This is a genomic window from Dictyobacter formicarum (genome assembly GCF_016587435.1).
This window is the reverse complement of record NZ_BNJJ01000001.1, coordinates 501604-528447: the sequence shown is the minus strand read 5'-3', so window position 1 is coordinate 528447 and position 26844 is coordinate 501604. Positions and strand designations below refer to the sequence as shown.

The window sequence follows — 26844 nt, the reverse complement described above, 5'->3', positions numbered from 1 at the left end:
TGTAGCGGCTGCTCTCCAAGGAGGTGTATGGATGTTGGCACGCCCCTCTTCACCCCAAGCGCAGGTGACTCCTGCCCAAGTCTGGTCTGCCCTCTCGGGTGACCTCCGAACTCGTGTAATTGCCCTCTTAGCTCAGTTAGCCTTGTGTATCGTAATCGCTCGTCTGTCTGACGAGGAAAGCGAAGAGGAGAAGTCCCGTGCTTGCTCGATATCCCGCGACCAAAATCCGTCCTGACCATCTTGACCGTCTTGCCGTCATCTACGTCAGGCAATCGACACTGTTCCAAGTGCGAGAAAATACCGGAAGCTCGATGCGACAATATGACCTGGTGAAGCGAGCTCTAGATCTGGGATGGATAACGCCCAGTATCCAGGTCGTGGATCAGGATCAAGGGCATTCGGGATCTTCCGCCATTGGCCGAGACGGCTTTCAGTGGCTGGTGGCAGAAGTAGGCCTTGGGCACGTTGGAGCAGTGCTCAGCCTGGAAGTCTCGCGTTTGGCTCGCTCCTGTAGCGACTGGTATCGCCTGTTGGAAATCTGCGCGTTGACTGACACGCTGGTCATTGACGAAGAAGGGGTCTACGATCCTGGCTTGCATAACGATCGATTGTTGCTGGGTTTCAAGGGCAGTATGTCGGAAGCCGAGCTCCACTGGCTGAAAAGTCGGTTGCTTGGAGGAAAGGTGGCCAAAGCAGAGCAAGGGGTCTTGCACTTTCGTTTGCCCATTGGCCTGGTGTACGATCCAGCTGGTCGGATCGTGCTGGATCCTGATGAAGCCGTGCAGGAAGCCGTGCGCTTGGTCTTTGCGCTCTTTGAGCAGTTCGGCTCGGCCCTGGCGGTCGTGACCTCCTTTGCCGAACAGCATCTGCGCTTCCCAACACGCTGGTGGGGTGGCAAACAGGCGGATGAATTGATTTGGGGACGGCTCACGCACGGGCGGGTTCTCAATATCCTGCATAGCCCACTGTATGCAGGTGCCTATGCCTACGGGCGCACCCAGTTCCGCAGCCGCACGCTGCCTGGAGAAGAACCCCGTGTCAAGGGGCGCACGCGCCGTCTTCCACAAGAGGATTGGGCGATTGTGCGCCTGGATCAGCATCCTGGCTACATCTCTTGGAACCAGTTCCTGGCCAATCAACGGCAACTCGATGATAACCGGACCTGGCGCGCCGAAGAGCATCGTGGGGCCATTCGTTCGGGTCCATCACTGCTGCAGGGGATTGTCCTGTGTGGCTCCTGTGGCCGTCGGATGAGCATTCGCTATCAACGCGATGGCTCGTTGTTGATGTACGAGTGTAACCAGGCCCATCGGCAGCTTGGGACGAAAACCTGCCAAACCATGCGCGGTGATCGGATCGATCGCGCCGTGGTGCAGTGCTTTCTGGAGGCAATCCAGCCTGCACATCTGGAGGTCGCTCTCTCTGCCCTCGATTCGCTGGAAGCACGCGCTAAACAGGTAGAGAGCCAATGGCAGCGGCAAATTGAGCGCGCGCAATATGAAGCAGACCTGGCCCGGCGGCGCTACAAGGCGGTTGATCCAGACAATCGTTTGGTGGCTCGGAGCCTGGAGCGCGAATGGAATGAGAAACTGGCCGAGGTCGAAAAGCTGGAGCGCGAATATGCGCTGGGGCCCAAGCCAGCGGCTCTCTTGCTCACTCCTTCGCAACGCGAGCAGATTCGCAGCCTGGCCCACGATTTGCCAGCTATCTGGCACGCTCCCACGACGACCTTTGCTCAACGCAAACAATTGTTGCGCTGGTTGATGAAGGATGTGACGCTCTCGAAGCGTGGCAACGTCATTGATGTCGCCATTCGCTGGCAGACTGAGGCCCTCACGCGTCTTGCCATCCCACGTCACAAAATGTCGTGGGAAGAACGCCAAACGAGCCCGCAAGTGGTCGAGCGCGTGCGGGAGTTGTCTCCGGCACAGACCAATGCGCAGATTGCTGCTCTCCTGAATGAAGAAGGAGAGCGAGCTGGCATGGGAGGCTCGTTTACGGTCAGTAAAATTGAATGGATTCGCTACGCCTACCACATTCCTGCTGGATGCCCAGAGCGTCCGAAAGCCGCGCCAACTGGGCAGCGGGGAGATGGGCGCTATTCGACGAAAGCTGCCGCCGAACTGCTCAACGTCGATGTCTCCACGATCGCCGACTGGTGCAAAATGGGACGGCTGGAGAGCGTGCGCTCGACTCCACTGGGACCACGCTGGATTACGCTTACCCACGAGATCATCGAGGCTCTGCGCAAGCCAGTCAAGCGACAGTGGAAGCACCGACATACTCGGCCTGCTTGCTAATGTATGGTAACGTAAGACTGTAGCGGTGGATCAGAGTTCCCGATCCACCAGGAGGAGAAGAAATGGAATCCCGAACATCGCTTGGAAAGAAGGGTAGTGTACAGCGTCTATCGGGATTCCGAGCGGCCTGCGTTTGTTGTTCGCCTTTGGAATGTAGACTCTGCGTGCCGGTTTGGCTTTCCAGAGCGAGTAATGGGCGAGTGCATCGACCATTTTCCCTCTGGCATCCGGTGTTTTTATCACCAATTTGTCCACTCCCGGCGTGTACTTCCCAGCGTTGATCTGTGCTACTCGTCGAACACTTGTGACCCGGTTTGAGTAGCTTTTGAGCATGAGTTTTTGGAGCGAGCGTACCTTTTTCAAGTTGCCCTCTTGTGCGGCCCGAAAGATGCGATGCCTCAGATTACGAACAGTCCGGTTGGCTTTCTTCCAATCAATGGTGTTCCAGTCAGTCTGTTTCTCGGTTCCGTTTGCAAAGCGTTGTACTTGCATCTAACTTTTCCCTTGACAAGTAATTTTCACATCGATCTTTGGGTGATGCACCAGGATCACGTCAGCCACCTTTCGGTGTGGGTATTGCCCTATCTATCCAGTTATGTCTTCCTGTTGCCTTTCGGCTGATAGCCTTCGCTTTTTGATCCTTCTTGTTCCCACTAAGGAGTTCGGCGTTCCTTGCGGTTGGCTTACTGGTGGTATCGGCCATCAGACCTCATTGGGGTTTCCACGTTCTGCATGGATGAGATCCAACTGGGGAGGATGCCTTCTTTACTGCGGGAAGGTGGTATCCTCATCAAAGGTTAAACGGGACTTTGATCACATACCTTCCACTCATCATCGTTAGAGCCGTTCCAATGACCTGTTCATCACGCAGCCTCATCAAAGGTTCACTTGCGTTCATCCTTCCAGTTTTCCCCTAGCCCGGTTGCCTCTTTCGGCTAGACGCTTCCTTAGACATTATTCCTCGCTTTCCACCTCATCATTACTGACAACGCAGAGAGGAATTGGGGACAACTCTGGATACTGAGTTGAAAGTTCACACTTCACTCATCACAAGCAGCTTTCGTGTCGCACCGTTTGAGAAACAGTATACCTGATGGGGAGCGGTTTGCCCAAGTAGTTTTGTGCCAGTGCTCATATGGGAGGGCAAGTGCTAATGTCGGAGGGCAAAACCTGCTCACTTCGGATGTCATTTACCACCACCACCTCATCCTGCCAATCGATGCGGGCAGGAAGTTGGTCTCCGTTCCAGAGCAGAGAGCCGGCGTTGCCCTCATCGGGCGGCTGCAGGACAAAGCGCAGACCGGTATCGTTGCGTTTGTTCTCGATACTGGAGAAACCACGACCTCGGCTCTTGAAGCGCACCCGCCTGGCCTGACCCAGGCAGACACGATTGAGGGCGCGGTAGGCGCGGGTGGCCAGGGTTTGGGCCAGCACTGCCTCGATATGCTTGGCAATCCAGCCCACGCGCAGCCCTTTGACGGCTTCATGCAAGGCGGCCTCGCTGAAACCATGCGCCTTGCGCAAGGCGAAGAAGGCGGCGGCTCGCTCGCTCTTGTGGGAACGAGGCAGGGCACGAGCTTGCTGCCACGCCGGGTCTGTCCTCAGGCGTCGCAGACGCTTCTGTCCCTCGGAGAGGATGGCATTGTAGAGTTGCCGGGCCGCTTCCAGGTGAGCACGCAAGCGGGCGGCTTGCCCGGCATCGACGACCAGTGGCAATTCGAGCAGGAAGGTGGGTGTCGCCGGCCGTCGTCGTTGCTCCTTGTGCTGCTTTTGTGATCCCTGGCGTTTCTTCGGCATCCTCACTCCTTCTCTGGTTGCACACCTGCGCTCGACGGACTAACCGCTATTCTACCAGAAAGAGAGCAAGAACGCAAGTTCCAGAACGATGGTTCCTGCTGCCATTTCCCCCATATCACAGAAGAGGCGAGAAAGCCCCGCCATTCATGGACGGGGCTTTCTCGCCTCTCTCTGTGTAAAAGCGCACTAGTGACTTTCAGTTCATATTATGCTTCCCTCTGCAACACCATGGGTTAAGTTACAGTGCCTTCCTCGCTCATGAAGTTTTCACATCGCTCACTCTACCAGATCGCCCTCCTCCTTGCAACAAAACCACATAGCCTTACCCGCGACCTATGAAAGGCATTCTGGTTGCCATCACGGTGACAAACGGGACATTGACATCGAGTGGCAGGCTCGCCATATAGAGCACCGCCCGCGCAACATGATCGGCATTCATCGTTGGTTCGACAGCAACTGTGCCATTGGCTTGGAGCACCCCATCTTCCATGCCGGCTGTCATCTCAGTTGCCGCGTTCCCGATGTCAATCTGCCCACAGGTGATGTCAAATGGGCGACCATCCAACGCCGTTGATTTGGTGAGGCCGGTGATCGCATGTTTTGCCGCCGTATACGGGGCGGAATTGGGTCGGGGGGTATGCGCGGAAATCGACCCATTATTGATGATACGTCCGCCGTGCGGATTTTGCTGCTTCATCATCCTGAAGGCATGCTGCGTGCAAAGAAATGTTCCCGTCACGCAAGTATCCAGCACACGACGCCACTGCTCATACCTCAGATCTTCGAGCGGGACGGAGGGCGCACCCACGCCTGCATTATTGAATAAAACATCCAGCCGTCCGAATGTGTCCTGCGTTGCTGCGAATAACGCCGACACAGCTTCAGGGTCGCTCACGTTTATAGACATCACCAGCGTGCGCGACTTCGGCACACCAGCTTCCTGAACCGTCTGCTCCAAGGGTTCGACTCGGCGGCCTGCTAGCACGACGGAATACCCAGCTTCTAAGAGCAGTAATGCCGTTCGTTTGCCAATACCAGTTCCAGCACCAGTCACGAGAGCGATGCGACCCGTTCCATTCATGTGTCTCTCTTCCTCGTGTGCCATTCTACTGTTTAATTCTCCTCGATTTTCTGGACGCGCCCTACCTGTCCATCGACAAGCCGTACCTTGATCCCATGTGGGTGAGAAGCGGAGTTGGTCAAAATATCCTTGACGATTCCTCGGGTCAGTTTTCCCGTTCGCTGGTCTTGCTTGAGGACGATTGACACTTCGATTCCCGAACGTATATCTTGGCGGGTGCGTCCATCTGGCATTCAGTTTCGCTTTCTACTACCATCCCTGGTGAAGAGATATCTATTTTATCAGAGTGGATTTCAAGTGTTTCCTGATTTTCACAATCACACGTTGGATGTGACGTTCCCATCCAGAGCAACAAACCTTCCCTTCACGAGTCCATTGTTGTCCGCTGCTTTCAGGAGAGATAACACACCCGAGCCACTCACTCAAAAGCGAGTGGACAGACCGTTACACCTATTGTACGCTTCAAAAGGCGCGACTGTCCACCTTTAAGTCTATGTAGGTCAGGGCTTTTTGAAAGTCAGAACCCTTGAAAAAGCAAGCGTGCAGCCTCCCATGGATGGGCGTCGTAAAAGCGCCGTTGCGAAGCCACATTTTTGACTCCCAGAAAATCTATACACGCCAGCATGGTGTTGTGAAGCACCGCGAGCATTGCAGGAGCATGCTTGGTTCGGATCTGTGATGCATCTTCTTTCAAGGTGACATCTCGGCGTCGATGGAGCCTCAATGGCCCAGTGGGCTCTGTGCAAGGCTCCAATGCGCGCAGCATCCGCTTGGGTGGGGGAGAGACTCGTGATCCCCATACGCATTAAGTTAAGAAAGATGGCCAAAAAAGACTCCATCTGACATCATGAAAACAAACATCAAACCGATTTTCCTGATGAAGAAGGAGTTCACAGCGATGAGTGTATCACAGCAGGCTGAGGCGTTAAAGCAGATCTTGGAAGAGGAAGCCGGGCGTTTAGCGAGAGAGACCGGATGTATTGAACGCGAGCGAGTGATCAGCGGAGCCGATTTTGCGCAAGCACTGATTCTAGGATGGTTACAGCGACCTGATGAGCGTGTGGAAGGTTTTGTCCAACTGCTCTCGCGCCGCGAGGTCAACGTCACGGCCTCGGGATTCAGCCAGCGCTTTACTCAAGCGGCAGCCACCTTTCTGCAACAGGTGCTCGAGCGGCTCACGCAGGTGCAGATACAAGCAGAGGCAGTCGATGTGGCTCTCTTACGCCGGTTTCGTGCCGTCATCGTCGAGGATAGTTCTTCGATCCTCTTGCCCGCAGAGTTAGCCTCAATCTGGCAAGGATGGGGAAACGGGGAGCAGGTCAATGCCGCTGCAGTCAAGTTGTTCGTGCGTTGGGATGTGCTGGGTGGCAAGTTGGAAGGGCCACGGCTGACGGATGGACGACAGACTGATACCAAGAGTCCGTTCAACACAGATACGCTGCCTGATGGTGGACTCTACCTAGCCGACCTCGGTTTTTTCAGTTTGGGACGTTTAACTGGCTTAGCTCACCGCACAGAGGGCAGCAAACGCTTTTTTGTGATGCGGTGGCAATATGGGACAGGCCTCTTTACCAGATCTGGGCATCAGATCGAACTGCGAGGAGTGTTACCGCAGCGGGATGGAGAAGCCAAAGGGATGGGCGTGCTCCTGGGCAAACAGGTAAGGCTCCCAGTGCGACTGATCATGATCCGGGTTTCTGAGAAGGTTGCTGAGCAGCGCCGCAAGCACATTCGAGAGCGAGCCCAGGATCATAGCACCAGGCCATCCGAGGAACTGCTGTATTTGGCAGGCTGGACCATCGTGGTCAGCAATGTGCCGCATGCTCGACTCAGCTTGCCGGAAGCCTTGGTGCTCCTTCGGCTGCGGTGGCAAATCGAGCGGCTCTTCCGTTTGTGGAAAAACATGGTCAGATTGACAAATGGCGCACGAAGAAACGCTGGCGCATTCTCTGCGAGCTCTACGCGAAACTGGCTGCTATGGTGATCCAGCAATGGCTCATCCATGAAGGCTGTTGGCATGATCCCTGGCGCAGTTTGGTTCAAGCAGCCGCGGTCGTTCGTAGAGAAGCGAACCGTATCATGGTTGCCTTATATGAAGGGAAGGTAGAACAGGCCTTGCATTCAATTGTGCGTGGGATGAAATCGGGCTGTCGCATTCAAAGACGCCGAAGCCATCCCAGCACCGCCCAACTTCTGTTGGAGGGACTCGATTGGGAACTATGCTTAACTTAATGCGTATGGGGGAGAGACTCGTGATCCCATAGTGCACTTCTCTGCTTGTCGGTTTCCCTTTTTGGATACTGGTCCGTTCAAGACAAAAGACCTGCTCAATACCGCACCAATCCTGGGCCAGATAGTCACGCAGATCAGGGCTGCAGGTGGTGACACGAATATCCAAACGACCATGCCCATTGCTCACATCCCGGTGGCTTTGCCATCGCACATCGGGGGCATGATCCCCAAAGAAGAGCTTGAGATCTTCCCACAAGGTCGGCTGATTGTCTTTGGCTATGAGCACGTAATGGCCTCCTCCCAGCGTGACCTGCTGACAAAAAAACCGTTGGGTATGCATCGCATCGGCACTGAGAATCCGCCCTTTGATCAGGTCCGGGGTGAGCATCTCTTTGAGCGCACTGATCTCGTTTTCTTTCTCTCTCTCATTTCGTTGGGCCAACACGACCCCCGTCTTCACCTCATAGAACGCACAGAGGTGAACGCTTGCTTGCTCTGGATCCTGGTGCCCATAGGTTCCCCGCAAGGCTTTGCCATCAAAGGCAACATGTTCATGCAACCGTTCATCGCGTTGCCTTCCCCGCTGGTAGGTGCCCTGTTGTGCATGCGACTCGGCTTGCAGACGCAGCAGGGCCGAGGAAAGCAAGAAGCTTGCCTCCTGGGGATCCAGTTTGCCAAGCGCATAGACATTGGTGGAAAAGCACGGCCACCGCCGATAGCTGGTACCAAAGAGCGTATCAAGCCAAGCCCCGCGATGACGAACCCATTCCACCACGCCATTCATAGTATCCATGCCTGCCAGTTTTGCCAGCACAATCAAGCTCAAGAGGAGGGCGAGGGGATAGCGAATCCCTCGTTTGCCTCGTCCATCCTGGATCTGTTCAAAGGTCGCGTACAGACTGTGGGCATCGATGTCTTTCAACTCCGGCATACATTCCACCTGAGCCATCAATGTGGTATAGTCCATATGATCGTTCCCGCTTTCTGGCTGTCATGTTTAAGCTCAATCAGTATAGCAAGGATCGATCTTTTTTTCACCTCCCTCGACTTTCAAAAAGCCCTGGGGTTTGACGTTCACCGCACTGGCTTCACCTCGTACGCCTGTTTAACGGTGAACCGTAGAGGGCGGAGTTGGCATGCACCCCGCCGTACCTATTTCCTTCCGAACGGAGCCTGTTTTTCAAGACTAAGACTGGTCAGGATCAGGCTTGTTTTGGTAAGCCTCCGCCTTCAGGCGTGAGGTTCCTGACTACTTGGGGTAGCCTCGATAGGGGTGCTGTTCTGGCGTCGGCGTCGCGGCAGGATACTCCTCTATCAGACGCAGCGCCTCAGCGATGCCGCGCTCAAGCTGTGGATCAAAGCCACGCGCGTAATCCTGTGGCGTGTAGTCGACGTCAATCGTTGGATCGGTGCCATAATTCTCCACGCCCCAGCCCACATCCTTGAACCAAAAACTAAACTCTGGCTGGGTCGTGATGGTCCCATCGGCCAGCGGCATATAGGGGGAGATGCCAATGACGCCGCCCCAGGTACGCTTGCCGATCAGCGGTCCTAGTCCCATCATTTTGAAGGCATGGGAGAAGATGTCTCCGTCGGAGCCCGCGTTCTCGTCGGTGATTGCTATTAGCTTGCCTCGCGGGGAATGATAGAGATACGGATCGGGTGGCGACCAGCGCTGGAACGCGTACCCCAGCCGGGGTCGCGCCAGCTTCTCCAGCACCAAACCGGAAACGGCGCCGCCGCCGTTCCAGCGTACATCAATGATCAGCGCCTCGTAGTCATACTCGGCCAGGTAATAGCGGTGGAACTCCGCGTAGCCATCCGCCCACATATCGGGGATATGCACATAGCCCACGCGGCCATGCGTCCGCTCATGTACCAGACGGCGGTTCACCTCTACCCAATCACGATAGCGCGCGCCGAACTCCGAGGCCAGGGTGCGCACGGTCACGCTGCGCGCCGGGCCATTGGAGGGCTGCAGGAGAATGTGTACCTCTGTCTCCGCCTGGTTCACCAGCAGATGCTGCGGTCCCTGTTCCGGCGTGAGACGCTGCCCGTTGATCGCCAGCACCGCGTCGCCTACCCTGGCATCTACTCCTGGCGCCAGCAGCGGCGACGTCTCTTTCAGATTCCAGGGGTCGCCGCGCAGGATATGAGCGATACGATAGACGCCCTCGTCTGCATCGAAGCGCCAGTCCACACCCAGGAAACCCTGGCGATAGTCGGGATGGGGACGATACTCGCCCCCAGACTCATAGGCGTGCGATGAGCCAAGCTCGCCCTGCATCTCCCAGAACAGGTCCGAGAGTTCGCCACGTGAGGTCAGCCGTTCCACCAACGGTGCATAGCGCGCATAGACGCCCTGCCAATCCACGCCCGCCATATCAGCCACCCAGAACTGCTCGCGTTGCAGGCGCCACGCCTCGCCTAACATCTGACGCCACTCGGCACCCGGGCGGATCGAAACCTTGATGCGCTCCAGGTCAAGCCAGCCTGATTCCCGGCCAGGCTTGTCAGCGGCATGGGAGGAAAGTTCTGGCGGCTTCTCACCAGCCTTGAGGACGCGCAGCCGATCATGAGAGTAACAGAGCATCATTGTGCCATCGGTGGTGACGCTGATATCTCCGATCTCATCGGCGATATGCTCCTGCTTGCGCTTCTCGAAGTCATACCACTCCAGACTGCCATTCGATTTCGGTTTGAAGTCGGACATCTCACCAGCACGCAATCCCTCGACTGGCAGCGAGGTGAAGAGCGCGCCGTCGCGGGTGCCGAAAACCTGTCCGTAGCGGCCCTCAGAAACGGGGAAGGCCACGATGCGGTTGGTGATGCCCTCCAGGTCAATCTCCACCCGTTCAGGCGCGGGTGTCTGGCTTGCGTGCTCTTTCTGCCTCTCCTCAGCCTGCTTCACCTCATCTTCCGGGCGCAGCAGCGCCGATTCCGGCTGAAACGGCGAGCGCAGATCTTTGCGCAGCGTAATCAGATAGGGGCGTACGCCCCTGGGGAAGCTGAATTCAAAGTGCATCGCATCGGGCACCGGATCAAAGTCGCGCGCGCTCAAGAAATAGAGGTAGCGCCCGGCAGGATCGAACGCCGGTTTGGTATCGCGCCGCACCGCGTCCGTCACTTGATAGGTTTCGCCACTCTCGAGGCGACACAGTTTAATGATGATCTGCTGCGCGCGGATAGCCTGTTCATAGGCGACCCAGCGTCCATCAGGCGACCAGGCTATACCATTCACGAGGTCGCTATCTTCAATGCGGCCATAGTCGCTCTGGTCAAGCACGCGCAATGTCTCTGCCGCCAGGTCCACCAGCAGCAGTTCGTTGCGATGGTTTACCAATAGCACCTGATCGCCAACCGGCGCGGCACACAGCGCGGTCACATGGCCGATATCAAGCTGGCTCAGTATGCGATCAGGTGATGAGCCATCGGCACGAAAGACAACCAGGTGCGGCTCATAGCCCGCGTCGCTGACAGCGACCAGACGCTTGCCATCGGCCAGCCAGTCTATCAGGCGATAGCGCGGGCCATCGGTTTGCCCATGCTGGAACACGGCTCCTTCCCAATTGCTCAAGCTGAAGGCCTTGCCGCGCGTGGTGAGGGCTACTGCCTGGCCCCTGGGATGCAGCGCATAGGAGTCCATGAATTTGCCCGCAGGGACAAACTGGCGCGCCCGCTGCGTTTGCGATCCCGCTAGATCGACTTCCAGCCGCACCTCGCGGTTGGTGGCTGGGTCGAGCACAAACAGATCGCCACCCGCGTGATAGACACAGAGATGCCCATCGGTGGCGAGATTACGAGCATAGAACATTTCCTGGCTGCTATGGCGCCGCAGATCCTCGCCGGTGGGCAGGCAGGAATAGACGTTACTGATGCCCTCGTGATCAGAAAGGAAAAAGATACGATGACCCACCCAGCACGGGGCAGCGATATTGCTGTTGAGGTTGAGCAGCCGCTTGAACTCGCCTGTTCCCTGCGCATCGATCCACAGGTAGCCAGCGGTCCCACCGCGATAGCGCTTCCAGAAGGCTGGCTCGCGGATATTGCGGCCCAGCACAACGGCACCGTCGGGGCCAAAGGCGATGGCGTTGGCGATGCCATAGGGCAGCCGAACTGGCTCACCACCCTGGGGAGAGACGCCAGAGAGCATGCGCCAGCGGGGCGAGGGCAACCCGGCCGAACTGGCGTAGAGGATCTGTGCCCCGTCGGGCTGCCAGCCAATCACTTCAGAGCGCCCGGCATGATAGGTCAGGCGGCGCGACGGCCCGCCATCGGCGGGCATCACATAGATTTCATCTGGGCCTTCGCCACTGCCGGTAAAGGCAATCTGCTGACCATCCGGCGAAAAACGTGCCCTGGTGGCCGCCGCCACGCCAGCGGTCAATCGTTCGGCGCGGCCGCCGCTGATGGAGACACGCCAGAGGTCATCCTCTGCTGTAAAGACGAGTTGATCGCGATAGATGGTCGGAAAGCGAAGATAGCCGGTGGTTCCCATGAATCCTCCTTCAGGAACGTACTCCAGCCGTGAAACGAGGCTGAGTGAGAGAATATGTGTTATTGTAGCAAAAATCTGAGGAGTTCGACAAACAGCATCGCAAGCCGTTAAAGACTTCGCGCAAGCTGTGCTCCCGTTGGGGCGCTTCTTCGGTCATCAAGGTCAAGTAAGGGGCCACAAAGCTCCATTCTTCATCACTGACATCGCTGAGATATGGGGTTCTGTTCATACCTCAAAGTATACCAAAAGGTTTGGAGAAAGGGGAGGAGAGGCAATCCGTCATGCTTCTCTTTCTCTCCCCTCTCGTCATTCATCAAAAGTTCATAACAGACTCTAGACGATGTCCTTTAGGCGTTGCTCAAGCATCATCCGATTTTCTCGTAGCGCCATTTCATTGGCGAGGGGATCGGGATTTCCAAGCGTTGCCTGATGTGCTAGGCGCCAGGCGAAAAGTTTGGCTAATTGCGCAGAGTGTAACGCCTGGTAGTATTGTAACCCTGCCAACTCTTGCGGATTGATTGGCGCTTCTGCCAGATAGCTTTGTAAGAAATAGTCAGTTTGAGCCTGGCTGGAAGTGAAATGTTCTGCAGTCAGAGCGACATCGAAGAGCAGTGGCCCCCAGCCGACTGCTCCCCAGTCGATCAGGCCTACTTGCCGTGTGGTCTGGTCATAAAGAACCTGTAAGCTATCCCCATAGAGCGTGCCATAGGTGACCGGGGTGTTTTCTTCAAAGGTTTCTACGGCCTTAACTGCCTGATGGATCAGTGCTGACAAGCCTGCCTGAACTTGTACCTCTGCTGTGTTTTCTTTTAGATACGCAAAGAGGCGATCCCCGCTTTGTGGACGAAACTGTTCACGGAGCAAAATAGTGTGGATGCGCCCGAGCAGAGAACCTGTGAGATATGCGCTCTCCGGCTGTTTAACATTCAGGCGTTCTCCTGCCACAAAATGGAGTAAGGCTAAGGGGTGGTAGAGGGTAGGTGGGCCCTCCACCATGATTGTTTGTTTCCCAGTCGCTGTTCGTGACGGAGCACTACTCGCAATACCAGCACGTTCGACAATCTCAGCAGCTTGTAGTCCAGCCTCGAACGTCTGCTGGGTATCATAGGCAAACTTTGCCACAAAGCGTTCCTGACAGGTATCAACGTACCAAACGTCAGCTGTGAATCCCCCGGGGATGCGTGTAATCGTTAAAGGCTGGGGAAGCGGCCAGGCACTGAGTGCCGCTATCAGTGTTCCATCCGGCAACGTAAAATGCATCATGCATTCCTTTTTGTGTGGTTATAAAACTGTTATAAACTTGTCAATGTAAGGGAACGCAAACAAGAGTAGAAAAAATAAATGAATAAAAAGATATGGCTCGTTTAAATTTATTTGTTAGAGGAGGGAGGAACGTCTTCCACGAGATCTTTTACCGATACTTCTAATGCTTCAGCCAATCGTGCAAGGGTAATCGTCGTAATCTCAGCAAATGGATCGTGGACGATACGATAGACCGTGCGATTATCTAAATCGGCCTTCCGTGCTAACTTAGCTATGCTTATCCCCTTCTCCTCAGCCACCTCTTTTACTCTGAGACGCAACATGATAACGCTCCTATGTATTCGTTCAAAGCAAGTGTATCAGAGCGAAAAGACTAGCAGAATATGGTAATAACGATAGTATTTAAGGGATATCATTGAAATGTTATACATTGTAATGCTATCATTGTGATGTTAGAGCTTTTTCTTCATCGTATCGGATAGAAAGGAGCATCTCTTGAGTGAAATTGCATTGTTGAGGCGGAAAATAGAGATGGAATGTGAGGCAATGAGGCAAGCAATGAGCGGCTTTAAGATCACGGCATCTCACGACATCATCAATCATCAATACACCTCGATCGGCGATATACAGGCGCAGTTAGCGGCTATCGTTGGTGAGCAAGAAGCGGCACAAATCACTGTTGAGATCTATATTCAAGCGATAGGATAGTCATAATGGAAGAGAGAAAGAAGAAACCGACTTTAGAGCAGATCAGAACGTTTCATTTTTTTGATATTCCTACTCTGGCAACGCTTGCAGGATTAGAGACGAGAACCGTGTATCATGCGCTTCTGCGCCAACCGGTTTTTCAACGTGATGCCGAGAAAATAGTCGCAGCCCTGGCACAACATATTGGCTTGGAGCTATCGCTGGAAAATGTAGACATTGTGGTGTGGGAAGAGTATCAGGTTCTCTGGGTTATACGGGCCAGTTCGGATGCGCATGGAGAAGAAAATCCTACTGATGCGTACCACTTTGTCTATGCACGCAATCAGCAGCACGCAAGAGATCTGGCCAGAAAGTGGCTCGAGCAGGTTTCACACTTATCCTATCGCTCTTACACTGCCTGCCCAAACGGCTTTCAGATCGGCTGTATTTTTATCCCCGGGTATATACAGAAAGAAGGATGTTTACTACCGGTAGAGTAAGCAAACGACGCTGGAACGTGTGAGGGCCGAAGAGACTTAATCTCTTATCTCCATCTGCCTCTTCGGCCACCTCTTTTGTTACTCTCCAGGGGTATCCTTCCTCAATGCAATTTTTATGTATGCTCGATCGTCGAACGAAACGTTCCCACGCTGCAATCCCTTTGTTGTCTTATACTTATGGAAGAGCAATGGGTCCTCTTGGAGGACCTCTTGGAGCGCTTGCTCGGATGCCTCCAGGGTGTCTTTTAAATATGGATAGCCGTCGGAAGCGAGCACGATAGTGGTAGCATCAGCGGGCAATGGAATAACTCGAATACCTTCATCTGGCACATCAAACCCATCAATTACGGGGACCCAGTAGTGTCCAGACGCAGGATTATTTTGAAAGATCGTCTGTCGTTTTAAAAGGGGTAAGATAAATTCTCTTCCTGTATCGTGTTCTCGCAACTCGTCGACCGTTTTTCCGCTGGCTATCTCGCTCTCTAGAAACAGAGATCGGGCGTTGGAGGTTACCTCATCAATTTTTTTTGTATTTTGAACCAGTTGCTGATCGATTATGCACTGGCAGTCGCCAACGAACCAGACTTCCTTCCTCTCAATGCTGAGAGCAACGAAACCAGCAATCGCTCTTTGAACACCATCAGATTGTAAAATATCGGTGACTTCATACTGCTTGTAGAGAGCCTGGATCGCAGCCGTAAGAATATCAACTGTTTGACGAGCAGTGGTATCTGCCGGAACAAGGTCAAACGCTTCCTTAATGATCTCGGCCGCGATTCTGCCACCTGCCTTACCATCCCATCTTCGGTCAGTCTTTGAAGTAGCACCATCAATTACAGCCACGAAGTGAGAACCGACATACAGAGCATCTTCACAGGTTTCCTCTCTCCCTGTTTTCGAGACAAGTGCCTGCTCAACAACCTCATATTTAGTGGTGATAGAATCCGTCTGATGGATAGGATTATCTGTATCTTCTACCATGCGTAGCTTCTCTCTACTTTCATCTTTGTGGGGTGCCCGTCTACAACGTGCGTACTAATGAGCACAGAAAAATTCTTCCTGCCGTCTTTTGTCAGCTTTCGTAGATGCTTATGCAAATCCTCGGTGAAAAATTTCGCTGCTGCTACTGTACCATATGTATGAGAACCGGAGAAAAGAATAGCAACCCGACTTCGTGACGTAAAGGGGCTTTGAGTACGCACAATTAGGCCATAATCAATCTCAACGTGGCGGTTTACAGCCTGGCCTTCATATTCGATGGCACCCTGGTCCACCCACCTGCCACCCACACGATTTACTCTCCAGATGATCATGCTCTTGATCTGCATGGCCGGTTGCTCATCATGCAGTAAGTTCAGGAACTTATCCGCCACCTTATTATTTTTCGGACCGCCAAGGATAAGCATGTCATTTTCAATACGTTCTTGGAGTGGCTCAACGGATAAAATAATATTGCGAATGTCCAACTTTTTGCTATATGCCTTGATCAATGATCCCTCAGAGAGAGCTAGAGCGCGCACCTGTCCAATACCGGTAGAAGGGCGGCTGTAAGGGCCTGTATTGGTCATTGTCGAGGTTGCCACACATACTGTCAGACACGATGGATCATTCGCACGCCAGAGCTTTCGATTCGGTAGACGCACCTTCATCCAGAAACCGATGCCCGCCAGCAGCGCACCGACAGGCACCCAGACAAAATTTGTCAGCATGCCTATAAGGATAGAGTGTATATCTTCCATGCATCCCCCAGAAAATTTCGTAATCCTTTACAACAAGTTTTTATATAGATACAGTGTTTGGAGATCCAATGATAAAGTATACACGCTAAAAATATATCATTCACTAAAAAAGATGCATGTACTACTGCGATACACATACTAACTTTTGGTGACGTGGCTAAATATGTCTTCTACACACTACTAATGTATCTGCGATACCTGCACAGAAGACTATGGATTAGGATAGAAAAGTATAATAGTAAATAAACAAAAAATAATGCTAAACGCGTGAAATGCGATTCATCAGCCCACTATAATTTATTAAAGAATGGGTGATTTGTTGGAAGGAGATATTATGGCAAAGTCAATCTTCAATGACCTTTTCAAAGGCTTTTCCAAGCGTTCAAGAAAACCGAGACGCCGTTCGAGCTCGAGCATGTGGAAAAATTCATCAGGAGGGTCAGTCTTTGGCGTTGATAAGCGTACCAGAGTCGGCAAAATAGGCTGGTTTAGCCCAGGAAGAACTGGAGGGCGTGGAAGAAAGAGATGATCTCTGCATCTGAATACCAATCAGTATAAAAGTGAATACGGTACTATGAGCTTTTCCTGCTTTTGTAGAATATAGCAGTAGTCATATAAAGCTAAGTATGAACGAGAAGCTGTGTGGCTTCCCTAGTGCGGATTCACGAGACATGTTGTGTACAAAGGGATATATCTCTGTTGTAAAGAAACTGAGCAATGATGTACAATCTCACCGAGCATACTGAGAGCCTATCGTTTAGATGTGCTGGAGGAGAGAACACGATGCAATGTGCTTCTTGCGGAAAACAAGCTGACTGGGGAGAGTTATTCCGTTTTGTAGTGAAAACGCTTCCCTCGGGAAAACACGAGGAAATAAATGTTTGCCAAAGGTGTCAGCCATTCTTTCGGAAAATTGAAGTCCTCTTTGAAATGTTAGATGGGCCAACCTATACAGACACGGAGTGACCTCCATTTTGGCGCAACGATGTTCCTTTACCTCCGCTGCTTGATCGAAAACACTATCCATTAGCGGAACAATTGCCTCTTCACACTTTTCCCCTCATTGAGGATTTTGATGTTGTCCTGGAAGGGATCACGGCAAAATTTCTTGATAACAAAAACGGAGACAATGAACTTTGACTAAATACGAGGGGGTTGAAATCAGAGCAAGAACTCCTCACCAGTCAATGCGTGAGGTTTCCTACACTCCCTGTTTATTAGTCAAGGTTCATATGCTCCGTTTTGGAGGCCATCCAAGAACAAGGCAAACTGAATGCCTGGCTAAGAAGAATCTCTCTTGATGCATATAAATAGCGAGATAAGCCTCAGCCAGCAAGTTGTTTGTCCCTGTTCTGGGACGATCCTCTATTAAAGTTGTTCCCTGAAGCAACAAACAACTGGCAAATCATCAACCTCTATTCGGCTTATGAGGACTCAGTGGTGTCACTTTACTGAATACTGGCAAACAATCCATATATCATCGATAACATCTGCACTTACATCACCCTTCTTGGACTCGAGCGACCATTGCCCCAGATCACCCTGTCCACTTAGCGCCACGCTCACAGATGGCAGGTTCTCAACCAGGCTTCCAGCGACCTTGAATGCGTCTCCTGCCGCCACTGCCGTACCTTCGCGCTTTAGATCAACGGTAAGCGGCTTCCCGTCATCATATGTCGCTCCATCTTTCAGCTTTAAGAAAAGCATCATTGTCGTCATCTCGATCTTCTTGCCGCGATACTGGAACGGGAATCGCTCCTTTGTTAAGGACAAGTTGAGTACCTGTGTAGCCGCTGCCTCAGTTGGATGTAGGAAGCGATACCAGTCACTCGAAAACTCATGTTTGGCGCTGAACAACCGCGTGAGATTCTCCTGTTCCGGGAAAGCTACCGTTCCCACATTGCCGCCCTGCTGTCCGGTCGCGGGTAATGTTGCTCCTTGCTTCGCCACATCCCGCAAACGCGCTCCCCCGCCGCGTGCGGTGTAGTTCAACCTGATGATTACATCCGAGATCGTCTCAAAATCAAAGGCGTTGCAGTCCCTGGGCATATCGATACGCCACGTCGATACGGCACCAGCCCCCTCGAACGGCAGGTACCGCTCATCGCGGAAGTTCACCTCGAACATGCCGCTATCGTTCTGCGCTGTGCTCGTAGCAATTGACTCGATGGCCCCGAAGGTGGTGATGAAGCGCTGGTCCTCCTCGTGCTCTGCATAGGGTTGTGACGCATTGCTATCGATGCGAATCTTGTTGCTTAGCAGCGTTAAGGTGCAGTTGACGCTCGTATATGGCCCCGTAACGCAGGGGATGGTCAGGGTGACTCCCTTGATGCGGCGCATGTAGTGTCCTGGATAGTCCATATCGAAGAGCGCCTCAGGCAGAGTCACCAGGCATGTGCCCGTCTCCTTGAGTGCGATCAGAGCCATGGGGTCGTGCAGCACCAGGGAGATATGTTTTGTAATCTCAAACTCGCGCTTATTCTGATCCAGGTAGGCCGCTTCCAGGCGTTTGAGATCGAGATAGAGCCGCTCACCCGCAAGCAAGCCTTTCTTGAGGCTGTCCCAGTAACCAAACTTGATGTAGTCCGAACTGGTAAGACCGCGCTCAAACTGGTAGGCCTTCTCCGCGCGCCTCGCCAAGTCATAGGCCAACTGGTAGGTCTGGAAGAAGAGCGCAGAGACCTGCGAAATCATCCAGTCGTACAAATCCTTATTGGTGTACTTGTTGCTCAGGAAATCTTCGATGGTGGCAGCGTTGTCGATCTGCTGCATGTGATTTTCAAGTTCGTACTGTGCGATGGTAGAGCGGATGTCGGCCGCTACCTGTTGTTTGGTAATCTGCTTCAATTCGCTAGCCGCCATGTTCGCCTGTAGCTTCCATTCATCTGCGCGCCGCTGATAGCTACCCATAGTTGAACTCATCATACTAGCAGTATTGGCAAGGGCAGCCAGAATGCCTACGGCCCTGGCAGCACTTTGTGAGGCTTGCCCAATATTAGAGCCCCCCTCCGACACAAGCGCGACCGGGCTCCCAAAACCTCCCGCCACACCAGTTATGATGGTTGGGGATGCGCTCTCTGCAGCAGAGGCCAGCTCCACGATGTTTTCTTCGGTTTGCAGTATGGTACTTTCTGAGAGAAGCACAAGACTGGTTGTCTCCCAATCGTTCATGAATGCGATGGTACTGTAGAAGGTGTAGCGTGCATTCGTCGCCGCGAAGGTAGCATCCAGCGCCTCGCGATTTGCTTTTGTCTCCTCAATTTGTTGCTCCTTAACCCGTTGTACTGCCCGCAGCACGCTTGTCTCCTGCGCAGCACGCAGTGCAGCCAATGCTTCCGCATCGCACTTCTCCAATGCGGCGAGCAGCGATGATCCAAGAGCCTTGAGATCGGAGCAGATCTCTAGCGCTTTTTGCAGCATATAAGTGAAGCGGTAGTGCGGCGTCGCGGCGTTGATATCATTCAAGACGCTGCTAATATCGACGCCCAGGGCCGATGCCTGCACCAGCAGCGCGGGGTCAATCGGCGGTGCGAACAACGGCAGTTGCCTCACCACGCCCTCGATGTTCATACAATGACGAATCTTGAAGAGGCGATCCTCGACGGTGTCCCAGTACCCGAGCAGTTTATCGTTCTGCGGAATGCAGAAGAGGAAACTTGAGACCGAACCCAGCATTGCCGCAGGGCTTGGTCCATCGCCATTGGGGTTTGTGCTGCTGCTGGAAGGGAACTGCGTCTCCAGGCTTACCATGGCATTCGAGAAGCTATCGATAATCGAGTGCGCCTGATTCGAGCTCGCATCTTTCGCGTGTGTCAGATCATAGTAGTTCATGTCGCCCTTGGAAGTCCTGTCCGGTACTTCCTGCGGACGCGGCCCAAGTATCTCGCAGGCAAGCACATAGAGCTGGGTTGCCTCGTTGATCGACTCCAGCGCCTCCTGCCTGTATAACTGGTCGGCCCAGTTGATGAGATTGTCGATGTAGCTCATGACAACGTACTTCTGATAGGCGATGGGACGCAGTCGGGCAATGGGATGCGGACTGAAGGGGGTGCGCCGCCAGGCATCAACCTGCTGCTCGACCTGCGCCTTCCGCTGCAGCATGTCCTGGTCACTACCAGTGTAGTCGAGTAGCGCCAGCGTCTCCTGAATGCGCTCGGGTGCTGTAGTGAGGAACGGCAGGACATTCCAGTAACGTTGCGGCGAGGGCGAGGCTCCATCCGTTGTCGGATTGAAGATGTAGTGGAACCACTTTTGCGCCTCCTCAAAACGCTGGTTCTTGCTCAGCCTGATTGCAATGGTCAACGGGATGTGGAAGAAGAGTTCCCAATTGTAGAGCGCGTAGGGGGCGCCATACGTGAAGTCAACATCTTCCGCAGGATAGGGCGTACCCACACTAGCAGTAGGTTTATACTGCAGGACGAACTCCGGCAGGAGAAAGACTTCCACCCCTTGGGGTGGCTGAAATAGCCTCGAGTCACTCTGCTCCTGGTTCGCAAGCGCTAGCAGACCAGAAATACCTTGCCTGTTCAGCTTTTTGATGAAATCGCAGATATGGGGATGGAAGTATGTCGTAAACTGCACATGCGTGGGGTAACGGCGCCTCCAAATGGAACTCGGGGAGAAGGCCGTGACCTTGCCTGTGCCCGCTGTGCTCACCGCGGGAGTTGTGTTGTCAGGCGCACCACTTGCGCTGGATGCACTACTCGTAGTCGTCGATGGTTGGGATGTAGTGGCAGAGGTGGTAACGTCGGCACGGCGCGTTGTCGTACGTAACACTGCTGTTCCATTCGTAGCTGGCTGCCCTGTTAATGCATTTGTTGACGTGTTCCCTTCGACGACCGTCGCCGCATGAGATGCGAAGATAGAGGGGTCAACCCGACTCGCTGTTCCGTCCGCTGGTGATATTCCCGCGCTCCGGTTGAAAGAGAAGCTCACAAGGTCAGGACGCTGGAAGATGACAATCGGGATGCTGTAATAGGGGGTGACGAAGTAGGTGCGCTGGGCGTCCTGGAAGAAGAAGGGAGCTTGCAGCGCAAACTGCCGAAATTCGTCCGCAGGCAGGATACTGTAGGTGCTAGGCGTGCCTTCCAGCGTGGGAATCTGTACCTCTAACCCCGCTAGTGTCTTACTATCCAGGTAGTCGTATTGATCAAAATCCCCCGTTATTAAGGTCAGTCCCTGACCTCTCTCTCCCACTAACGTCATAAAAGAAGATTGAGTATTATAGGGAAACTGACTATTCGGAAGCGTCACCACACCAACTTTGACAGCATCATTGATCAGGCTGTCGGCATACTGAATGGTTGTAGTATAGTTGTCATCAGCGACACTTGTAGGATGTGCATCGATCGTGCCATGACAACCCATAAACTGGAATGTCGCGATCCGGAGTATTTCCGTGGAGTTGACATCCCCTAGAGGAATACTATCCTTTTGCACATCTTGAATGACCAGGTCCCCGTTGCTATCTACAAGCGCCCGAAAGAAATGTTTCTCCCTCTCCAGGATCTGGGAAACGATGCCGACCTTTGAGGCCTGCTTGGCGGCCCATTTTCCCTGCTTGTACTCGCTCCAGGCCAGCTTGACCTCTAAATACTTGGCAGGTTTGGGGGCCGGGTTACTTTGAGATGTGTTCTGTGCATCTGGGTCACTCTTTTCCGCAAAGATGGGCCAGAAGAGGTGGATGCGTCGGTTGTAGACCACGGGGATGAGATGATCGCTTTCGATATCGGCAGTCACCTTTTCCCAGGGTGTCCACCCTGAGTTGTCATGTAAACGGTACTGGCGATAGTAGTAGATATGCGGAGTGGCAAAGGTGCGCCCGAAGACGTGCAGGATATTCTCCTCTTCAGTCTTGCGCAGATCGGAGAGGTCACGCCAGTCGAGGACTCCCTGTGCCTCCTCTTCCCAGTAGAGGCCGCAGATTTCCAGGCGCGCCACCTCGTCGAGTTTGCTCAGGTAGTTCAAGAAGGCCTGTTCCGCCGAATCCGCCGTGATATCCTTCTGCAGTAGTTCCGTCTCCAGTTCTTTAAAGAAAGGGCTTTTATCATCGCGCAGTGCCGGCTCTATCCAGTTTTCTGGGTACAGGAACACCTTGCGGTTGGCTTCCCACACGCGATAGCGCTTCATCCAGCTCCACTGTCTGGCATCAATTGCTGTCGGGGATACCTGGCGTTCCAGGTTCATCAGGCAGCGCTGGACGAAGAGTTGGATGGTCGCGTTCGCCTGCACGATGCGCGAGGTGAGCATACATGCGCTCATATCCACATCGATCAGGAAGTATTCGTACAGTTGGCTGTCGGTATGTACCTGATGCTGCTTCATGCGTCCTGTCGTCAGGAGGAAGGCGACCAGGGCATCGCGTTGCTGTTCGCGCAGTTCATCATTGAGCGATTTTGCCACGTCGAGCCAGGAGACATCATCGTATTTGGCCTTGACGGTGTCCTTGACCTCCTGCGCCTGTTTCGCGTCTGACGTATTAGCTGCCCACTCAAAAAGATGATCGACCGATACACTAAGGCGCCGACTTAACTGCATACATGCCTGAAACTGTACCAACAGCGCAATCTGCCTGAATGCGTCAACCGTGGTCAGGTTGATGTCTTGCTGGCCGATCAACGCATCGAGCTGGGCAGGATCCCAGTTCGTCGCCTTATAAAGCTTCGTTTTGAGATCACTGAGGGACGTCGTTTCAAACACATCGATTAGCCCCGTCTCGCCTTTAGGTAAACTGTTGCGCAGTGTAGCATAGTCGTAGAGGAGTTCCCATTGTTTCAGCAACGTCTCGGTCTTCTCGGGTGTCGCTAGCGGTAAGGCATTGAAATCAAAGCCTGCGAACTGGCTGCCGCTTGCAGCCAGGTACGTAATCTCCCGCGACGAGAGGCTGAAGCCGTTGATGAGCATGGCAGCCTTCTTGAGCAGCAGGTAAGCCTGCACCGCTTGTGTGAAGGACGTAAGGCTATCGTTCACGAGCGCCAGGAAATCTGCCAGGACGGGTCTGTTCGTATCCGTGAGCTCCTGCGTCTTGATGATCCTGGTGAGCAGCGCATCGATCGTCGGTGCATCGAGCTTGAGCGCGTTACCAAGGCTCTGCTTGATGAAACTCTGGCTGAGGGAGCCGGCCAGGTACGCTACGAGGGGCGTGAGTAGGTAGGCCAAGCGCTCTTCCTTGCTCATGTTTGTATTGCCGATGAGCGTGCTCTGAGCATCAGATACGCTGCCCGGGCCACTGGAGGCGGTCAAGAATACAGCAAAGTGCTTTTGAATGAAGGTTTCCTGGTCCGTCTTGCTTTGCGTAGAACTGCCATCGATAATGCTCATGGCCTGTTCGACGAGCTTGCTCTCCAGGATGATCGAAAGTTTACGCCGCACCAGGTCACCGCTTGGGTCTGGCTGTACCACGTTCTCGCTGGCAATCCTTTGTAAGCCTGCCTGCAGATTTTTGATCAGGAAATTGGTATCTTCCTGCAAAGGAGCTACTCCGCCGTTTGGTTCGGCGTGGTGGCGATACAGGTAGTCCAGTTGTGCGAGAGAGAAGCCCGATTGGCGTACTTTCTGCGCAAAATCCACAAACGCGCGGGTGGAGGCCGGCTCGTGCGCCCCAAAGGGATCTTTGCTGGTCAGATCCTTCAGCGTGAGCAGGTTTTTGATCGAGAGCCCCAGCGCCCGTGCCAGTACAGTGTAGCGGTAGAGGATCGAGAGGTTCTTCAGGTTCAGCGTATCATCGGAGAGCGTGTTGGTGGCGTTGAGGAGTGCCCAGTCTGCGGCGGTGATGCGTAGAGCGCCGAGAATGACCAGCAGAAAGTCCGAAAGCTTTGCGCCGATATTTTGCAACTCAGTGCCGTCTGAGTTGAGAACGAAGGCGCTGTACACTGGATCGGTCGGCTTGAGTACGGCCCGATTCAGGAAGAGTTTGATGTAGAGAGCATCGTCTCCGGCGGTGTCGATGGTCGACCAAAAGCTGAGCAACTGCGCGAGAGGAACGTTGAGTTTGTCCTGTAGCTGCGTAACGAGTGCCAACTTCTGTATGAAGGTGGCATCGATATCTCCCGCGCCCAGGGCTGACATCGTCCTGTCCAGGTCGCGAATTGACCAGCCCAGCTTCTTCCATAGTCGCACGAAGCGATGGAGCTTGCCGAGGAAGGTATCAGTAGTATCCAGATTTTTGAGTTTCATATTGCGCAAGTCACACGGATCAGGCATGATCGCGTCCTGTGGCGGCTCGAAGTCGAGCGTAATACTCTGCGCGGGATTGAGGAATCGTGTTTTCACCAGCTCAACCAGGTCAAGATAGGTGATACCTAGTCTGTCAAGACACTCCGGCACGCTCGCGATGTGTACCTCCCAGCTTTTCGTAAGAACAACTGCTGCTGAATAGCCGTAAAATTCCCAGAGTGAATGAGCCGAAGTCAATGTTGTACTAGTGATGATATTGTATTCTTCCGGGGAGAGCTTCAGATACTCGTAGGCGATTGCCTGATCGGATGGCCCGCTATTCCTTTGGAACGTCTTCATGACCTCGTAGCGACTGCTGCCCAGATTCTTCAGGTAGGTACGCACAATCTCGAGTGGGCGATGAAAGGGAAGGGCGAGCGGGTAGATCGTTGTTCTCAACTTCTCATAGGCTTCCTCTCGCGTGTACTCCGGGTTGGCCTGTAATTCCTCAGTGGTAACTCCAGGTGAGGTATTTTGAGCGGTGGCCTGGCCGGCAGTCACCTCGTCGTCGAGGCTGATAGTGGTACTGTCATCGAGTGCAACGTAGGTTTCCAGGATTTTATTGACCAGGTCGATGTAGGGAAGCGGCGTGTTCGTGTTCTCACACGTCAACTTGAGGTACTGCAGGTCCGGCCTGCGCTCGAAGAGCACGTCCAGCGGGGTCAGGTTGTTGGTAGGTGCCGACTTTGCCAGGAACTGCAGCAGGTCGACGAAGTAGGCGGCGGGACTGTAGACCGAGTGACAGTGATCACAGTCGCACAGCTCCAACGGTCCGAAGAGGGTTTCCCAGTTCGGTATCTGCTTGACCACTTCCGCCACATCGTTGCTTGAGCCGATGACGGCCGGGAACACGTCGTTCGCGGTCTGACGTATTTGCGTAAAGGTATGCAGCGTCATGGAGTTCAGGTACTGGGCCTGCGAGTAGACCAGGCGGGCCTGCGTCTCACCGCTCAACTTCGACTGAAACCGCTGCATGAAGACTGTCTCCGGCATACTGGCGATGTTGTACGCTGAGTCGAGTCCCTCGCCGAGCAGGGTATTGATCGCGTCGACCTGGGGAGTGACCCGGAACACACGCTGTATGCGTTCCAATTGCGCCTGAACGGCAGCTTTGTATTTGTCATCAATGCCCTTAAGCGCAGTATCTTTATGGTTGTTGATATAGGTGGCAATATGGGTGTCGCGGAAGTCGAAATCTGAAGCATTGATGAAGAACTGAGCGACTGCCTGCCGTACTGGGTTTTGTAGTGCCGTGCCACCTGCGGCAAGGGCGGTCTGGTACTCAAAGGCTGGATACGTCTTGATCTCCTGACGTAGCGTCGCGAGTGCGTCCTTCGCCTTTTGCTGTTCATCTGCGCTCAGCCCCGTCAAATTCAGCATGGCAGGCAGGGAAGCGGCAGGGTTCAAGCCGGGGTTCAGGCCAAGTACGCGCTGCACCAGGGCAAGGTCCGCCTGTACAGGCTGAGCGATGCTCTGCGCGATGTACGCGGTAGGAAACGCTTCGCGCAGTGTACTGGTAATGATAGTGACATAATTGATGACACGCTCATCTTGCGTTGCGCCCGGGACCTGCGCCGGGATGCCATCGGCTGAGGAGCTCACGATCTGTTTCCAGGCATTGCTATCGAGTTTCGTCAGATCACGGACGCTTTGTATGCTTCTTCGCTGGTACATGTCCTGCAGTGCCTTCATGACTGCGACACTGCCAAGTGTCAGCGCATCTAGCTGCCCGGTGAACTGTATATTCTCGACGAGGCCGGGGGCTTTGAAGTCAGGCTGTTGACGCAGCATATCCCAGAACTGCTCTGCTGTCCCTTCGTGCGTAGCATACAGGTTGATCAACTTCGTTTGCAGGTCGGGATTGGCCAGCATCGGTGAGGTGCCGAGGACAGCGCTCAATTGTACCTTCTGCACCTCTCCCCGGAATTCGGGATGCTCCGTCAGAGGCTCGTTCAGCCCAAGCAGATCGCCTACCGTTGTCGTATTCGAAAGCTGGCTGATCGCATCCTCGACCGCTTTCTTCAAGGTGGGGTCGCCTGGCATCCTGCTTTGTACCTGGTTTGTCACAAACGTGCGCAGTGGTACATCTTTATTGACGGCAAGATCCACCGGCCCTGTCTTCGAAATCAGGTCGGCCAGGACGGTATATCCACGAGCGCTGAGTGCAGTTGCAAGCTTGTTTCTCAATGTTGTGTTGAGCGTCTCCGCGATGAAGGCTTTGCTGTCCGTGTTCCCGGTCAGGTTCTCCAGGATGCTCTTGTCCAGCGCTGCACCACTGAGGCGCAAAGTGTTGATATCTGGCATGGTTTCCCTCCCTCTTATCCTGCTTTACGTTTTTCCCTCTACCTGCGTGCTTGGCGACTATCTCAGCCACCCTCCTTGAACTGACGGTGGTGAAATCACTGGTTTCATTTCAACTGCCCTCCCAGAAGGTGATAATTACTTTTTTTGTTTCGACGCTCAACAAATATCGGGAAGCCATTTGTTAACGGTTAGCGTTTGCGTCATGCACCGATCCACAAACCACCCGTGG

Annotated in this window: 15 protein-coding genes and 1 pseudogene; 4 read left to right on the top strand and 12 right to left on the bottom strand. The window is 53.7% G+C overall.

The features are described from left to right. The first annotated feature begins 197 nt into the window (after positions 1-197). On the top strand, positions 198-2300 hold the full coding sequence (locus JMI88_RS02045) for a recombinase family protein (RefSeq protein ID WP_201360081.1): 2103 nt from the start codon (positions 198-200) through the stop codon (positions 2298-2300). Between the two features lie 30 nt (positions 2301-2330). On the opposite strand, the gene JMI88_RS02040 is transcribed toward JMI88_RS02045, so the two are convergent. The 4 genes from JMI88_RS02040 to JMI88_RS02025 form a co-directional block, all read right to left on the bottom strand. Then, on the bottom strand, positions 2331-2792 hold the full coding sequence (locus JMI88_RS02040) for a reverse transcriptase N-terminal domain-containing protein (protein WP_236022771.1): 462 nt from the start codon (positions 2790-2792) through the stop codon (positions 2331-2333). A 639-nt stretch (positions 2793-3431) separates the two neighbouring features. Next, positions 3432-4097 (bottom strand): hypothetical protein, encoded by a 666-nt coding sequence (locus JMI88_RS02035; protein ID WP_236022770.1) that lies wholly within the window; start codon positions 4095-4097, stop codon positions 3432-3434. Positions 4098-4419: 322 nt separating this feature from the next. Continuing rightward, complete coding sequence (locus tag JMI88_RS02030) at positions 4420-5178, bottom strand: SDR family oxidoreductase (protein WP_201360080.1); 759 nt, start codon at positions 5176-5178, stop codon at positions 4420-4422. Between the two features lie 32 nt (positions 5179-5210). Beyond that, a complete protein-coding gene (locus JMI88_RS02025) occupies positions 5211-5411 on the bottom strand; it encodes a YwbE family protein (RefSeq protein ID WP_201360079.1) in 201 nt (66 codons plus the stop codon). 665 nt (positions 5412-6076) lie between these two features. Between JMI88_RS02025 and JMI88_RS02020 the strand changes: the two genes are divergently transcribed. Then, positions 6077-7162, top strand: a complete 1086-nt coding sequence (locus tag JMI88_RS02020; protein ID WP_201360078.1) for an IS4 family transposase — start codon at positions 6077-6079, stop codon at positions 7160-7162. Between the two features lie 93 nt (positions 7163-7255). Here JMI88_RS02020 and JMI88_RS02015 read toward each other — a convergent pair whose 3' ends face one another. From JMI88_RS02015 to JMI88_RS01995, 5 genes and pseudogenes are all read right to left on the bottom strand, one after another. Continuing rightward, the gene (locus JMI88_RS02015; RefSeq protein ID WP_201360077.1) at positions 7256-8377 is read right to left on the bottom strand and encodes an ISAs1 family transposase; all 1122 of its coding nucleotides are present in this window, start codon (positions 8375-8377) and stop codon (positions 7256-7258) included. A gap of 282 nt (positions 8378-8659) precedes the next feature. After that, complete coding sequence (locus JMI88_RS02010; protein WP_201360076.1) at positions 8660-11908, bottom strand: S41 family peptidase; 3249 nt, start codon at positions 11906-11908, stop codon at positions 8660-8662. 97 nt (positions 11909-12005) lie between these two features. Continuing rightward, positions 12006-12137, bottom strand: a pseudogene (locus tag JMI88_RS02005) (transposase); the annotation flags it as partial. A gap of 104 nt (positions 12138-12241) precedes the next feature. Continuing rightward, positions 12242-13171 carry a phosphotransferase enzyme family protein gene (locus tag JMI88_RS02000; RefSeq protein ID WP_201360075.1) on the bottom strand — a complete coding sequence of 310 codons (930 nt, stop codon included), beginning with the start codon at positions 13169-13171 and terminating at the stop codon, positions 12242-12244. A gap of 107 nt (positions 13172-13278) precedes the next feature. Beyond that, positions 13279-13494: a helix-turn-helix domain-containing protein gene (locus JMI88_RS01995; RefSeq protein ID WP_201360074.1), complete on the bottom strand. Its 216-nt coding sequence runs from the start codon at positions 13492-13494 to the stop codon at positions 13279-13281. 172 nt (positions 13495-13666) lie between these two features. On the opposite strand from JMI88_RS01995, the gene JMI88_RS01990 reads away from it, so the two are divergent. Continuing rightward, positions 13667-13879, top strand: a complete 213-nt coding sequence (locus tag JMI88_RS01990; RefSeq protein ID WP_201360073.1) for a hypothetical protein — start codon at positions 13667-13669, stop codon at positions 13877-13879. A 5-nt stretch (positions 13880-13884) separates the two neighbouring features. Further along, a complete protein-coding gene (locus JMI88_RS01985; protein ID WP_201360072.1) occupies positions 13885-14358 on the top strand; it encodes a hypothetical protein in 474 nt (157 codons plus the stop codon). Between the two features lie 78 nt (positions 14359-14436). Here JMI88_RS01985 and JMI88_RS01980 read toward each other — a convergent pair whose 3' ends face one another. From JMI88_RS01980 to JMI88_RS01970, 3 genes are all read right to left on the bottom strand, one after another. Continuing rightward, positions 14437-15339, bottom strand: coding sequence for a protein phosphatase 2C domain-containing protein (locus JMI88_RS01980; RefSeq protein ID WP_201360071.1), 903 nt, complete (start codon positions 15337-15339; stop codon positions 14437-14439). Beyond that, positions 15333-16097, bottom strand: a complete 765-nt coding sequence (locus JMI88_RS01975; protein ID WP_201360070.1) for a hypothetical protein — start codon at positions 16095-16097, stop codon at positions 15333-15335. The genes JMI88_RS01980 and JMI88_RS01975 overlap by 7 nt, the downstream gene beginning before the upstream one ends. Positions 16098-17540: 1443 nt before the next feature. Next, positions 17541-26615 (bottom strand): Tc toxin subunit A-related protein, encoded by a 9075-nt coding sequence (locus JMI88_RS01970; RefSeq protein ID WP_201360069.1) that lies wholly within the window; start codon positions 26613-26615, stop codon positions 17541-17543. Positions 26616-26844: the final 229 nt, after the last annotated feature.